Genomic DNA, 14,029 nt, shown 5'->3' with positions numbered 1-14,029 from the left:
TCGACGGATATCTTTTTCAAGGCTCGGCCCCCCTCGGTCCGCGCGATACCGACCGGCTCCTGTCCTTAGGGGTCAGGGCAGCGGTGGACATGCGGGCCGTGACCCAGCCCCCTCTTCTCCTGGATAGCACCCTCTGGCTCCCCACGACAGACGGAGAAGCCGCCACGGTAGAGCAGCTCACCACGGGCATCCGCTTCATTGACCATTGCCTGAGCCTCGGATGGGGCGTGTACGTTTACTGTCAGGGAGGGATCGGCCGCTCCACCATGATGGTTGCAGCCTATCTGGTAGGCAAGCGTGGGATGGACGTTGATGAGGCTATTGAGGGCATCCAGAGATGCCGGCCGGAGGCCAGTCCATCTCGTCACCAAGTGCAGGCAGCCGAAACGGCTGGCCTCGCTTTCCGTGAAGCGGCCCAAGGGTCCCTCTCCACATGACGTTCTTGCACCCACACGGTCCGTCGTGGTCACGGGTCCCTACCAGCCCTTGCCACCTCTCCGAAAATCCTCTACTCTTCTTCTCCAGGCCAATGCTTGAGCCCGTACAATCCGGTTTTGAGCACTTTCAAGGCCAATAGCCCACACTTCAGTCGAATCGGACTCAGCGGTACCCCCAGGGCCTCGAGCATCTCCTCCATGCTGAATGCCTTGACCCGTTCGAGGGGTGCTCCCTTAATCTTCTCCGTCAGAATTGAGGCCGCTGCCGTACTGATGGCGCAGCCCTCACCCGTGAAGCGGACATCCGCCACACGGTCCTCGTTGAGGCACAGATCGATCCGGATCCGATCTCCGCAGAGCGGATTGTCCTCTTCATGGGTGACATCCGGATTCTCCAAGGTCCCAAAGTTGCGCGGACGCTTGTAATGATCCAGGATAAACTCCCGATAAAAGTCGTCCATGTCCCCAGACCTTATGGATCCCTACGCCCCTCGGTCCCGCCACACGACCCTCCCGTCCCGTGACAGCACCATATGTAACAGAAAGCGCTCACGGACGGCTACTGCCGGGCAGACACGCATATTCACGCGGGGGCAAGACTCGCTGCAGCGATCCGCGACCTTGAGGCTCGAGACAGGAATCGTCTACAGGGGCACCATTGAGGGCGGATTTTTCAGGCGGTCGTGCACGTCATGACTTATGGGACGAGCTGCTTGCCGTGTCCGTCGATGACGATCAAGGCATCCACCGGACAAACAGTGCACGCATCGATCAGTCGTTCCTGTTCGATATCCGGCGGGCTCTCCTTGAACGCGCAGATATTCTCGTCGTCGAACTCGAAAACCTCCGGCGCAACTTTCATGCAGTTCCCGGTGCTGATGCAAAGTGCACGATCAATGCGGATTGTTAGATCGCCTATTTTTCGCTCAACGAAGTCTCCGATGACGATTCCCCTTAGTCCCGGCGCCTGGCTGCCGGTCAATCATCCCCGTATTCCCCCGCTTACAAGAGGCCTAATTCAAGTTTTGCCGCTTCGGACATGCTGGACGGGTCCCAGGGGGGATCGAAGACGACCTCGACTTTGGCATCCGTGACCCCCGGAACCGCTTTCGCCTTCTCCTGCACCTCCCCGGGCAGCGTCCCTGCCGCCGGACAGTTGGGGGAGGTAAGGGTCATTCGGATGTCGATGGCGCCCGACGGATCTACCTTGACCTCGTAGATCAGTCCCAATTCGTAGATGTTCACCGGGATCTCCGGATCAAAGACAGTGTGCAGGGCCTCGATGACCTGGGCCTCGATCACCAGTAACTTGGCGGACGTGATGTCCATACGACCTCCCTTGATTCGTTACGGCAATTTCATCGTCACTTGCGGGTATCATCCTACTCTGTGGAAACGGTCTCCCCTTTCCCCTCGAGCGCGGCCCGCAGTGTATGCCACGCCAGCGTGGCACACTTCACCCGAATGGGGAATTCGCTGACGCCGGAAAACACGGTGAGCTTCCCCAGGTCATCCGGATCGCCGGCCTCACCGGTGACCAAGTGATGAAATTTCTCAAAAAGGACCTGGGCGTCGTCCTTGGTCTTTCCCTTCACACTGTCGGTCATCATCGAGGCAGAGGCCTTGGAAATCGCGCAGCCCGAACCTTGAAAGCCGATTTTGCGAATCACGTCATCCTCCAACTGGAGGTAGACGGTCACGACGTCCCCACAGAGGGGATTATACCCCTCCGCGATCCGGTCGGCCCCTTCCAGCTTCATAAAGTTGCGTGGCTTTTTACTGTGGTCGAGGATGACCTCTTGGTAGAGTTCGCGAAGGTCAGACATTAGCCAAACATCTCAACGGCCTTGTGGATCGCCCCGACGAGCACGTCGATTTCTTCCTTCGTGTTGTAGAAGGCCAGAGACGCCCGGGCGGTGGCGGGCACTCCAAAGCGCTGCATCAGCGGCATGGTACAGTGGTGCCCCGCGCGAATCGCAACCCCGTCATGATTGAGAATCGTGCCGACGTCGTGCGCGTGCACCCCGTCCAGCACAAACGAGATGAGGCTTGCCTTCTCCTCTGCCGTGCCGATGATTCGAACACTCGGGATCGCCGAGAGTGCCTCCGTCGCATACTCCAGTAACCCGTGCTCGTACGTAGCGATCCTGTCCAGGCCAACTCCATTCACGTAGTCGATCGCAGCGCCCAGACCAATCACGCCAGCGATATGGGGCGTGCCGGCCTCGAATTTGTACGGCAGGTCGTTGTAGACGGTCTTCTCGAAGGAGACCGATTTGATCATGTCACCCCCCCCCTGGTACGGGGGCATAGCTTCCAGCAGTTCGGCCTTACCATACAGGACACCGATGCCGGTGGGACCGAACACCTTGTGCCCGGAAAAAGCGTAGAAGTCGCAATCCAGTTCGTGCACGTCCACCTTGAGATGGGGCACCGCCTGTGCCCCATCCACCAGTACCGGCACCCCCTGACGGCGCGCGAGCCGGATTATTTCGTGGACGGGGTTGATTGTCCCCAAGGCGTTCGAAACATGAACCACCGCCACCAGCCGAGTCCGGGGCGTCAGGAGTTTTTCGTACTCGTCGATCAACATCTCCCCGGCGTCACTGATCGGCACGACGCGAAGCACTGCTCCGGTCTGTTCGCAGAGGATCTGCCAGGGGACAATGTTGGAGTGATGCTCCATCGCGGAGATGACGATCTCGTCGCCAGCCCGGATGTGTTGCCGGCCGTAACTGTTAGCCACCAGATTGATGGCCTCGGTGGTGCCGCGCACAAAGATGACTTCTCGCGATTCGGCGGCGTTGATGAAACGTTGCACCTTCTTTCGGCTTTGCTCGTAGGCCTCGGTGCCTCGTTCGCTCAGCTGATGCACCCCACGATGGATGTTCGAATTGTATGTTGCAAGGAATTCGTGCACCGTGTCGATGACAACCTGCGGCTTTTGGCTCGTGGCGGCGTTATCGAAATAGACCAGCGGCTTCCCTTGAACCTTCTCGCGCAGAATCGGGAAGTCCTGTCTCGCCTTGGCGACATCAAAACCCGCTGCCCGGTCCTTGCGGACCTTTGCAGTCACTGTGCTTCCGGGGGTGGTCATCGAACTGCCTCCAAGAGTTTTCCCTCGGGCAACCATTGGGCCACGAGTGTCTCCAGGTACCTGCGGATTGGCTCGGCCTTCATGCGCTCCAGGGTTTCTCCCGCAAAGCCGAAAAGCAACAAGGCCCGTGCGGCGTCCTCGGCGATGCCGCGGGAACGCAGGTAGAAGATCGCGTCCTGGTCAATCTGACCAATGGTTGCCCCGTGGGTACATTTGACGTCGTCGGCGTAAATCTCGAGCTGCGGCTTCGAGTCGATCTGTGCCTCCTGGGAAAGCAACAGGTTCTTATTCGTCTGTTTGGCGTCGGTCTTCTGGGCGTCCTTGTGAACGATAATCCGGCCGCTGAAGACGCCGTGCGACCGCCCATCGAGAATGCCGTGGTAGAATTGCCGGCTGTCGCAGTGCGGACTGGCGTGTTCGACCAGCATAAAGTTGTCCATGTGCTGGCTCCCGGTGGCCATGAACAGCCCGTTGATCAGGCACTCGCTGCCTTCGCCCGCCAGGACCGGGTGCACGTTGTTCCGCACCAGCGCGCCACCGAGCAGCACCGTGTGGGACGTGACATTACTGCTACGGCCCTGCTCCAGCCGGAGGGTCGAGACGCTAAATGCCTGATGGCTCTCGCGCTCGATCATATAGTGGCTCAGCACGCTGTTCTGCCCAACCACCACTTCCGTGACCACGTTCGAGAAATATACGTCGGCGTCCAGCGCAACATAATCCTCGACAATGACCGCCTGGCTGTCTTCATCCATGACGATCAGGTTACGCGGATGAGTCACGATCGGGTCGGCGGTTGCCGTCGACACATACAACAGGCGGATGACCTTTTCAACCACCCTCCCCCGAGCGACGTGCACCAATGCGCCATCGTCCATAAATGCGGTGTTGAGCGCGATAAACGCGTCATGTGCATAGGCGGCGTACCGGGTCAGGTGCTGCTCCAGCACATCCCGGTCATCCTTGAATGCCTGGGCAAGACTCCGCACCGAGACCCCGTGGCCGGGCGACCCTGGAGATGAGAGCGTGGGCGCGTACCGGCCGTTCACGAAGACGAGCTGGATATCCCCCAATCCCGGAATCGCAAATTGTGCTATCTCTCGGGGCGTCAGCTCGACGCGGGAGTCGCTCGTGAGTTGGAAGGCAATCTGCGCGAGCGGTGCTACGTTCGTGAACCGCCAATCCTCGTCGCGGGTGGTCGGGAAGCCCAACTCGGTGAAGCGGGCGATAGCCGCCCGGCGGACAGGCTGCAGCCACCCCTGCCCATTTCCAGCAGTGGCTTTCTCGAAATCAGCAAAAATCTCAGCGTAGTAGTCCCGCTCTTGTGTCACGACACTCACCGACTCTGCTGCCTATGCTTGGGCACCAGCCCTGAGCTCCTCTTCGATCCCGGCGTAGCCCTTCTCTTCGAGCTCCAGGGCCAGCTCCTTCCCGCTCGACTTGACGATCCGGCCGTCCACCAAGACATGGACATAGTCGGGGATGACGTAGTTGAGCAACCGCTGATAGTGGGTGACCACGATGATGGCACGCTCCGGGCTGCGCATATCGTTGACGCCCTTGGCGACGATTTTCAGGGCATCGATGTCCAGGCCGGAGTCGGTCTCGTCCATGATGCAGAGCCTGGGCTCTAAGAGCGCCATCTGGAATATCTCGTTGCGTTTCTTCTCGCCGCCCGAGAATCCCTCGTTGACCGAGCGGTGGATAAGCTTTTCATCCACCCCCAGGAGCTTGATCTTCTCTTTGACCAGGGCAAGGAACTCCATGGCGTCAAGCTCCTCAAGGCCCCGCGCCTTGCGGATAGCGTTGAGCGCGGCCTTGAGGAACTGGGCACTCCCGACACCGGGAATTTCCACGGGATACTGGAAGGCCATGAAGATCCCCCCCCGCGCGCGCTCCTCCGGCGCCATCTCGAGGAGGTTTTTCCCGTCGTACAGGACCTCTCCCTCGGTGACCTCGTAAGTCTCGCGGCCGGCCAGCACCTGCGCCAACGTACTCTTGCCCGAGCCGTTGGGGCCCATGATGGAGTGGACCTCGCCGACGTTCACCTTCAGGTCAACGCCTTTGAGGATTTCGTGGTTGCCCGCTCGGACATGCAGGTTTTTGATTTCAAGCATGGTCGATCCTTTTTGAAGAGTAGTTTGACCCCGTTAGCCGACGCTTCCCTCCAGGCTGACGCCCAACAGCTTCTGCGCCTCGACGGCAAACTCCATCGGGAGCTCGCGGAAGACCTCCTTGCAGAAGCCGTTGACGATCAGGTTGACTGCGTCTTCCTTCGAGATCCCGCGCTGGTTGCAGTAGAAGATTTGGTCATCGCCGATCTTGGAGGTGGACGCCTCGTGCTCCATCTTGGCCGTGGAGTTCTTCACCTCGATATAGGGGAAGGTGTGAGCGCCGCACTTATCGCCAATCAGGAGCGAGTCGCACTGCGTGTAGTTGCGCGCCCCCGTCGCACTCTTGAGGATTTTTACCCCGCCGCGGTAGGTGTTCTGGCCGTAACCCGCTGAGATCCCTTTCGAGATGATGGTGCTCCGCGTATTCTTGCCGATGTGGGTCATCTTGGTGCCCGTGTCAGCCTGCTGGCGATTATTGGTCAGCGCCACTGAGTAGAACTCGCCGACGGAGTTGTCCCCAATCAGCATGCAGCTCGGGTACTTCCAGGTGATGGCCGAGCCGGTCTCCACCTGCGTCCACGAGATATGGGAGTTACGACCGAGGCACTTCCCGCGCTTAGTGACGAAATTGTAAATCCCACCCTTACCGTTCTTGTCTCCGGGGTACCAGTTCTGGATGGTGGAGTACTTGATCGTGGCGTCGTCGTGGGCGATCAGCTCTACCACCGCGGCGTGGAGCTGGTTCTTGTCCCGCATCGGGGCGGTACACCCCTCTAGGTAACTGACATGGCTACCCGGCTCGGCGATGATCAGCGTCCGCTCGAACTGGCCGGTCGATTCGGCATTGATGCGGAAGTAGGTGGATAGCTCCATCGGGCAGCGCACGCCCTTCGGGATGTAACAGAACGAGCCGTCAGTGAAGACGGCGGAGTTCAGCGTCGCGAAGAAGTTGTCGGTGTACGGCACGACCGACCCGAGGTACTTCCGGACCAGCTCCGGATGCTCCTGCGCCGCCTCGGAGAAGGAGCAAAATATAATCCCCAACTCGGCCAGCTTTTCCTTGAACGTGGTCGCCACCGAGACACTGTCGAAGACCGCGTCCACCGCGACACCGGTGAGCATCTTCTGCTCTTCGAGCGGGATACCCAGCTTCTCATACGTCCTAAGCAGCTCGGGATCAACCTCATCGAGACTCTGTAGCTCCTTCTTTTTTGGCGCCGCATAGTAGCTTACGCTCTGGTAGTCGATAGGCGGGTAATGGACGTTGTGCCACGTTGGCTCCTTGATGGTCAGCCAGTAGCGGTAGGCCTTCAGGCGCCACTCGAGCAGCCACTCGGGCTCGTCCTTCTTGGCCGAGATCATGCGGATGATGTCCTCATTCAGCCCGGGAGGTGCAATATCCTGCTCAATCTCCGTCACAAACCCCCACTTGTAATCCTGGCTCACAAAGGATTCGATCGTGGTCGTCGGATCGCTCATGGTTTCTCCCTTTCGAGGCCGTTATCTGTGTCACGCATCTTGGATGCGTATGATTCGTTCTCGTGACGCATAATTACGCTATGACTCTGGGGATTGGGCCTGAAGGACAGGAGGGACGTGGCTAACCATCTTAAGGGTACCATGCAGCACCCCCCCTGTCAACGTATAACTCCTCATAATGGCACGGGTTTGAACCCTTTCCGTGCATCCAAGGAATCCCCGCCACCACCACGCGCCAGCCCCTTCAAAGATGCCTCAATCGCAGGCCCCAGTCTCAGGCCTGGAACGACTGGCCGCAGCCGCAGGAGCCTTTGGCATTCGGGTTTTTGAGGGCGAAGCCGGCGCCTGTCAGGCCGTCCTCGAAATCGATCTCTGTGCCGGCGAGGAAGAGCAGGCTCTTGGGGTCGACCAGCACTTTGACACCGCGCTGTTCGATAACCTCGTCCCCCTCCTGCGGGGTATCGAAGGCGAGCTGATACTCGTAACCAGAACATCCGCCCCCCTTCACGCGGACACGCAGGGCCTGTCCCTCGGCCCCCTCCCGGGCTATCAGGTCTTTCAGCTTTGCTGCTGCTGCTTCGGTAACTGTCAACACCTTGATTCCCTCCTGTCTGAGACTGAAATCATCCTATCAACGCCTCTACGCTCACCCGCCCAGCCAGATTGCCCGCCACCCGGCGGAAGATCGCCGCCACAGGGGAGTCGGGCTTTTCGATGAGGATGGGGCGTCCCACGTCGCCGCCGCGGCGCAGCTCGGGGTCAAGCGGGATCTCCCCCAGAAAGGGGACCTCCAGGCGCTGGCTGGCCTTGCGCCCCCCGCCGTGGCCGAACAGCTCTACCGACTGCTCGCAGTGCGGGCACAGCAGGTAGCTCATGTTCTCGATGATCCCCAGGATAGGGACCTTCAGGGTCCGGAACATGTTCAGGGTCTTGGTGGCGATCTGGACTGCCACCTCCTGCGGGGTCATGACGATGACTGCCCCTGAGAGGGGGATCGCCTGGGCTAACGTGAGGGACGCATCCCCCGTCCCAGGGGGCAGGTCCGCCAGGATGTAGTCGAGTTCTCCCCAATCTACCTCCATCAGCATCTGACTGACCGCCTTGCCGACCATCGGCCCCCGCCAGACGACTGGGGAAGTATCGTCTGGCAGGAGGAAACCGAGCGACATGAGCTTGACCCCGTGGCTCACCGGAGGAATCATCCGCTTCCCCACCACTTCGGGCTGCCGATGCACCCCCATCATTATCGGGATGCTAGGCCCGTAGATGTCCGAATCGAGAAGCCCCACCGATGCCCCGGCCTCGGCCAACGCCACCGCCAAGTTCACCGTCACCGTGGATTTGCCCACCCCTCCCTTGCCACTGCCGACGGCGAGGATGTGCTTGACCCCGGGGATCGGCTCGCGGCCAGCGGGAGGCTTGCGGACGCTGGCCGTGAGATTGACAGTAACCTCCCCCACACCAGGCAGGGTCTTAATGGCCGCCTTCGTCTCCTCCTCCACCTGTTCCCGCATGGGGCAGGCCGGGGTGGTGAGCTCGACGGTCACAGCCACGGCGCCGCCGTCCACTTTGATCTCCTTCACCATGCCGAGCGAGACCAAGTCGCGGTGGAGCTCGGGGTCATTGACCTTCCGTAGGGCGTTAAGGACTGCTTCTTCGGTAATCATGCGTTCCTCAATTCGCTGACGTTACCCGACGGCAAAACCTCACGGCGCGTTATTACTTGCCCTTCCCCGCAGCCGGTGAGACACCAGGATGGTCACGAAAGAACTGCGCATTCATCTCGATGTAGCGTGTCCACTGCTCAGGGGTTCCGCTCTCTTCGAAGATCGCCGTCACCGGGCACTCGGGCTCACATGCCCCGCAGTCGATGCACTCCTCTGGGTGAATGAAGAGCAGTTCCTCCCCATCATAAATGCACTCCACGGGGCAGACATCCACGCATGCTCGGTCTTTCACCCCGATACACGGTTCCGCAATGATGTAGGTCATCCCTTGCCTCCCAACGATAAGGTCCTGTCGTGACCTGAATAATCCGTGCTGCTCAGTTTACCTGGCGAAATGGAAACCCCGCCGGGTGCGCCGATCCGGTCCTTCCCTGCGCCTGCGGATGCTCTCTAGTACACGTTTCTCCACCTCTGCAGGCCCGAGAAATTCCCGTACAGTGTATCCGCAGACATGGCACCGCTTATAGAAATAGGGCCATCCCCACTCCCCACGTTCCATTTTCCCTGTCCGCTTCATTTCCTCAAGACAACACGCGCTCGGAGATGGGGGAGAAACAATCTCCCGTGGATACCGATCTTTTGGTTTCGTGTCTGGATCATATCGGACAATCGTCATCAACAGTACACCCCCCTCGTTTTACTGTAAAGCTCTATACCTCCCGACGGATCCTGCTCCTCGGCCGGATGGACGTTCAAACAGTCTCATTGGGCTTTCTTGGAGAAGGGCTATTTCAGGATGGGCAATGAGCGTGCCACGAGTTTTCCAGGTGGCGCTCTACGTGGGGTCGTTCGCTAAGCTCCCGCCATTTTTGGGATCACCAGGCTCTCGACAGAATAAACAGGCCTTCCAAGGTTGGATCAAAGGCAGGGAGTTTCTGGATGGCAGGGAATTTCTCCCTGGTCAGATGTGGATGTTGTAGCTCACCCAGTTGACTCTTCGTTTCCACGCGCATTCCCCTTCCGACTTCGTGGGCTCTTATAGGTCGTTTTCATCAATTGGGCTGTTCTTGGGTTCTCTTTCAGGACCTTGATGATCAACCCTGTGGCGATTCGTTGATGGAAATATCCCATCCCTTCCCCCGGCAATCTATTTGCGGTATAGAATTCGAAGAGCGCATCGGTCACCGTGGCCACCTCTTCTCGGGGGACGCTTCGTAAATACATTTCACCCGTGTCTCGATCAATCAGGGGCTCCCCTTGATGTCTCCCATCTTCGGTTCCGCCCACTTTGAGCTGGTACCGGTTTAGGCCCATACCAACCCAGCCAATGGTCTTTGTGGCGGGGCGGAAACATTGTCGCTCACACCCGGTGACCCCAATGGACTCTGCCATCTCCCCCCATTTCGGTTCTAATTCGTCAATCAGATACGGTTCGAATGTTTCCGAATCGGTATACGTCAGCTGGCAGGTGTCTCTTCCGACACAGGCGCCGGACAGCAAGCGGAGCCGCGAGTAGGGCCGTCCGTGTCGCATCCCGTACCCGAAACTTTTCAAGTAGGGCTCAAATTCGGACTTGGCGCCCGGCGGAATATTTGTAAACAAGATATCTTGATTGGGAGTCATCATAAGCTGGACGGGATATTTCAGTATGATGTATCGGACCATGGCTTTCAGTCTGCCATTCGGCCCATCGATGATCCGTCCGTTCTCAATGAAGGCCCCGTAGCACAGCTGCCCATCAGAAGGCTGCACCATCCACCCGTGATGCAGATGCCGGTCTCCGTAATCATGATTGGGGTCCGGCGTGTCAAAATCACATCCGCTGACACGGCGGACTTGCTCTCGGAACCAGTCCATGCCCTGCTTTCTCAGGACATATTTCATTCGAGCCCAGTGCCGGTTTTGACGGTCACCCCACTCCTGATGTACCTGCACGATCCCATCCAGGACTTTCAATAATTCGCTTCCTCTTACAATCCCAAAACTTTCTCCCAACGCAGAAAATGTGGGCTTGCCGTTCCTTTCCCCTTGGCTCCCCCCGATATACACCTGGAATCGCGTGACCCCGCCATCTTCCACAATCGGCGCGACTCCGATGTCGTTCGTACGGAGTTCGACACAATTATCCGGAACATACGTCCCCTTTTCCTGATTGAAGTGCATCGCCGAGAAGCCGATCTTGAATTTTCGGTTCAACAAATTGACACCGTACTGGAATTGTTCCTCCGGATCTCGTAAATAGTTCGGATCTATGGCGAAAATTTCAATGAAGGCCCCGCTGGGAAGTCTAAAATATTTTCCCGCCCTCTGCGCCCAGGCATTGGCGTCATAGATTCTTGAGAAGCGCGACACCGGGCATCCCATGACATTCCTGACATTGTCTCCGCACCCATTCAGACTATAAAATCCGGACTCAGCGACCCCCCGCACGACCTCAATCACATGCTCTTTTTTCACCCAATGGAATTGGATGTTTTGCCTCGTGGTAATCCGCAACGACGGACTGCCCTCGGAGTTGATGGTGAAGCGCTCGGATAGTTCGTCGAAGACCATCCACTGTTCCCGCGTGATGGGGCCTCCGCCAGGGATAGTGACCCTGATCATGTACATCCAGTCTTTTTCCTTGCCTGTTTTGGCCCGGTTCCACTCCAGGTAAATGCCATGGGATTTGGCGAGTTGTTCAGACTCCCACGCAAGATCGGCCACAGAAGTATCCCGGAAATCCTGAAAGAGGTTTCCGCGGACCCCGTTTGAGGCAAGCTTGGCGTGTTCGTGCTTGGAAAGTTCCTCAACGGGTGTTCTGAGATTTGGACTGATCTCTTCCATGATGTTGCCTTCACCCGGAGAAATTCTTGTTCTGGGCACTTGCCTGTCGACGAGCCCAACCTTGATTAGTTCTCAGACACCATCCTCGCTGGCCGCTCGGATCCCCGTGATTTCGGATCGCCGGGCTCGCGGAAGGTATGTGGAAGACCGATACTCCTCCTATCCGCAAAGGCAATCGGATGTCGGCTAGCCACCCGCGCGCTGCAGCTCTCCCAAGAGAGAACGGACTGCTTGAGACGCGTCCTCCAGAGAGGCAAAGCTCCGCCCAATGACTTGGTTCCGGACCGCCCGGTAGAGCCAAATGGATTCCTCCTTTCCCCCGGGACACTCAATCTCTATAGCACCGCCGGGAATTTCCTGTTCTGGCCGGGCTACTCCGGCGCCCACCACTTCGAATCGACCGTGGGTCTCCGTCAGTTCGTAGTAAAGACGCCAACGCCCCACTCTGCGGCTCTTTCCCCGTTAGGCACCCAGCTTCAAGGAGATGAGGAGGAGATCACTCGAGCGGTGTCAGTCCTTGCGCCTCTGCATTCTCACGCCGGGGGCAGCAGGGGTCTTCCCTACCGCTCCCGCGGGGGGCGGGGAGTCATAATGGTGGGGTAGAAGCCGTCGGCATGCATCGTCTCCATGTCGTAGACCAGATTGGTCCGACTGAACCCGCCCAGTTCATATTTACCGGTCCACATGGAGATGGCATCAAAGGGGCAGACCTCGACACAGAGGTTGCAGTACATGCAGAGGTTATGGTCGATGATGAACCACTTGGGCCGGCGTGCCTTCCCCTTTCCCTCCCCGCCCAGGTGGATGCAGTTGGTAGGACAGATCCGGGCGCACATGTCGCACGCGGTGCACTTGAGCTCCTTCGAGTCCAGGTCGATGGTCAGCACGTGCTGGTTCAACGCCCGCGTGGGAAGCCGGCGCTTCTCTTCGGGGTACTGGACCGTCACCGCTCGGGTGAACAGATACCGGAGCGTGATCTTCATCGAGAGGATGATGCTCCAGAAGCCCAGCACCACATCACGCAGATATTGCCGCATCTTTTCACCTATTCTTCGAAAGTCCCGGTATTGAGCCTAGGCGTGAGGCATCCGTTCATCGTCGACTGATTCCATCAGCTCATCCAAAAGGGAGTCCACGAACTTTTGGTACTCCTCGTTAGTTTGTCCCTCGATAGGTTTCCGATCGGGTTCAAGGTCTGGGCTGAAGCGGCGGCTGAACTCCCGCCGGGGGATCAACCCCCGTTCAACGAACACCTCAAGGGTTGCCTCCAAGGTCGCGGACATCTGGTTCAGCCCGCCGAACCCTACTTCCAGGTCATTCAATCGCTTTTCGAGCTCATGAAGCTTTGCCCTCAACTTCTGCCGCGTTCCCATTATTCCTCCTCAGAACCTCCATCCGCTGAGGCTTCTGATAGAGCAGGTCCATCCGCGAACGGGGGGAATGTCGTTTAGGACCTTACCTTTCAAGGTAAAACACCCCTCGAGGGCTGCGGCCATCGCTCTTAAGACTCCTGAATCTTCGGAGACCTATTTCTTCCTGCAAACTTTCTGATCAGCCACACGACCGGGTCATAGTAGTCGTCCACGACCCGCTCCTTCAGGGGAATAATGGCATTATCCGTAATTTGAATGTGTTCTGGACAGACCTCGGTGCAGCACCTGGTGATGTTGCAGTAGCCGAGCCCTGCATTGGCGCGGAGGAGCTCGGTGCGAGAATGGGTGTCCAGAGGGTGCATCTCGAGGGCGGCGATGCGCACGAAGAACCGCGGGCCGGCGAAGACTTCCTTCTTGTCCGGATGATCCCGTAAGACATGGCAGACATCTTGACAGAGGAAGCACTCAATGCACTTGTGGAACTCCTGTACACGGTCAACGTCCTCCTGCATCATCCGATACGTGCCGTCCGGATCCGGAGGCCGGGACTGAAACGCCGGGATCGTCTTGGCAACCTCGTAGTTATAGGAGACATCGGTGACCAGATCCTTTATGAGCGGGAACGCCTTCATAGGGGCCACGGTGATGGGTTCGTGCGGGGGGAAAAGGCTCATCCGCGTCATACACATCAGTCGAGGTTTGCCATTGACGTCGGCGCTGCATGAGCCGCACTTGCCCGCCTTGCAGTTCCACCGGACGGCCAAGTTGTTGGCCTGGGTGGCCTGGATGGCGAGGACGACGTCCAGTACCACCATCCCCTCCTCCACGGGGGCGCGAAACTCCTGAAAGCTGCCCTCCGTCGCGTTACCTCGCCAAACTCGCATGGTAACTTCGGTCATGGACTCTCCAAGGGTCTCAGGAACCTCCACACTCATTTCGTACGGAAAAGAGGGGCGTAACGATGGAACTCCGCCTCGTCTCCTCTGTGATCATCCCTGGCGGAGCGGGGTTGGTCGGGGGCGAGGCTGCTTTGCAC

At 58.5% G+C, this 14,029-nt stretch carries 17 protein-coding genes; 1 reads left to right on the top strand and 16 read right to left on the bottom strand.

Annotated features, from left to right (window positions below):
* The coding region (locus tag O6929_00655; GenBank protein MCZ6478904.1) for a dual specificity protein phosphatase family protein at window positions 1-437 on the top strand (437 nt) is incomplete at its 5' end.
* A gap of 71 nt (window positions 438-508) precedes the next feature.
* Here O6929_00655 and O6929_00650 read toward each other — a convergent pair.
* The 16 genes from O6929_00650 to O6929_00575 all read right to left on the bottom strand — a co-directional run bounded on the left by O6929_00650 (window position 509) and on the right by O6929_00575 (window position 13,892).
* A complete protein-coding gene (locus O6929_00650) occupies window positions 509-898 on the bottom strand; it encodes an SUF system NifU family Fe-S cluster assembly protein (protein MCZ6478903.1) in 390 nt (129 codons plus the stop codon).
* A gap of 236 nt (window positions 899-1,134) precedes the next feature.
* Window positions 1,135-1,419 carry a ferredoxin gene (locus O6929_00645; protein ID MCZ6478902.1) on the bottom strand — a complete coding sequence of 95 codons (285 nt, stop codon included), beginning with the start codon at window positions 1,417-1,419 and terminating at the stop codon, window positions 1,135-1,137.
* Window positions 1,420-1,439: 20 nt separating this feature from the next.
* Complete coding sequence (locus O6929_00640) at window positions 1,440-1,766, bottom strand: SUF system Fe-S cluster assembly protein (GenBank protein MCZ6478901.1); 327 nt, start codon at window positions 1,764-1,766, stop codon at window positions 1,440-1,442.
* Window positions 1,767-1,819: 53 nt separating this feature from the next.
* Window positions 1,820-2,263, bottom strand: coding sequence for an SUF system NifU family Fe-S cluster assembly protein (locus O6929_00635; GenBank protein ID MCZ6478900.1), 444 nt, complete (start codon window positions 2,261-2,263; stop codon window positions 1,820-1,822).
* Window positions 2,263-3,534, bottom strand: a complete 1,272-nt coding sequence (locus O6929_00630; GenBank protein MCZ6478899.1) for a cysteine desulfurase — start codon at window positions 3,532-3,534, stop codon at window positions 2,263-2,265. Before O6929_00630 ends, O6929_00635 begins: the two co-directional genes overlap by 1 nt.
* On the bottom strand, window positions 3,531-4,874 hold the full coding sequence (gene sufD / locus O6929_00625; GenBank protein ID MCZ6478898.1) for a Fe-S cluster assembly protein SufD: 1,344 nt from the start codon (window positions 4,872-4,874) through the stop codon (window positions 3,531-3,533). The genes O6929_00630 and sufD overlap by 4 nt, the downstream gene beginning before the upstream one ends.
* A gap of 12 nt (window positions 4,875-4,886) precedes the next feature.
* The gene (sufC, locus tag O6929_00620; protein ID MCZ6478897.1) at window positions 4,887-5,651 is read right to left on the bottom strand and encodes a Fe-S cluster assembly ATPase SufC; all 765 of its coding nucleotides are present in this window, start codon (window positions 5,649-5,651) and stop codon (window positions 4,887-4,889) included.
* A gap of 33 nt (window positions 5,652-5,684) precedes the next feature.
* A complete protein-coding gene (sufB, locus tag O6929_00615; GenBank protein MCZ6478896.1) occupies window positions 5,685-7,127 on the bottom strand; it encodes a Fe-S cluster assembly protein SufB in 1,443 nt (480 codons plus the stop codon).
* Window positions 7,128-7,401: 274 nt separating this feature from the next.
* Complete coding sequence (gene erpA / locus O6929_00610) at window positions 7,402-7,722, bottom strand: iron-sulfur cluster insertion protein ErpA (protein ID MCZ6478895.1); 321 nt, start codon at window positions 7,720-7,722, stop codon at window positions 7,402-7,404.
* A 28-nt stretch (window positions 7,723-7,750) separates the two neighbouring features.
* Complete coding sequence (locus O6929_00605) at window positions 7,751-8,794, bottom strand: Mrp/NBP35 family ATP-binding protein (GenBank protein MCZ6478894.1); 1,044 nt, start codon at window positions 8,792-8,794, stop codon at window positions 7,751-7,753.
* A 52-nt stretch (window positions 8,795-8,846) separates the two neighbouring features.
* Window positions 8,847-9,119 carry a ferredoxin family protein gene (locus O6929_00600; protein MCZ6478893.1) on the bottom strand — a complete coding sequence of 91 codons (273 nt, stop codon included), beginning with the start codon at window positions 9,117-9,119 and terminating at the stop codon, window positions 8,847-8,849.
* Window positions 9,120-9,775: 656 nt separating this feature from the next.
* A complete protein-coding gene (locus tag O6929_00595) occupies window positions 9,776-11,620 on the bottom strand; it encodes a nitrite/sulfite reductase (protein ID MCZ6478892.1) in 1,845 nt (614 codons plus the stop codon).
* 186 nt (window positions 11,621-11,806) lie between these two features.
* Window positions 11,807-12,064 (bottom strand): hypothetical protein, encoded by a 258-nt coding sequence (locus O6929_00590; GenBank protein ID MCZ6478891.1) that lies wholly within the window; start codon window positions 12,062-12,064, stop codon window positions 11,807-11,809.
* 116 nt (window positions 12,065-12,180) lie between these two features.
* A complete protein-coding gene (locus O6929_00585; protein ID MCZ6478890.1) occupies window positions 12,181-12,657 on the bottom strand; it encodes an NADH-quinone oxidoreductase subunit I in 477 nt (158 codons plus the stop codon).
* Between the two features lie 36 nt (window positions 12,658-12,693).
* A complete protein-coding gene (locus O6929_00580) occupies window positions 12,694-12,993 on the bottom strand; it encodes a hypothetical protein (GenBank protein ID MCZ6478889.1) in 300 nt (99 codons plus the stop codon).
* 128 nt (window positions 12,994-13,121) lie between these two features.
* Window positions 13,122-13,892, bottom strand: a complete 771-nt coding sequence (locus O6929_00575) for a succinate dehydrogenase/fumarate reductase iron-sulfur subunit (GenBank protein ID MCZ6478888.1) — start codon at window positions 13,890-13,892, stop codon at window positions 13,122-13,124.
* Between the last annotated feature and the right edge of the window lie 137 nt (window positions 13,893-14,029).

This window comes from Candidatus Methylomirabilota bacterium, from assembly GCA_027293415.1.
In the GTDB taxonomy this organism is placed as follows: Bacteria; Methylomirabilota; Methylomirabilia; order Methylomirabilales; family CSP1-5; genus CSP1-5.
The sequence above is the reverse complement of the archived record's forward strand: the minus strand, read 5'-3'. Positions and strand labels throughout refer to the sequence as shown.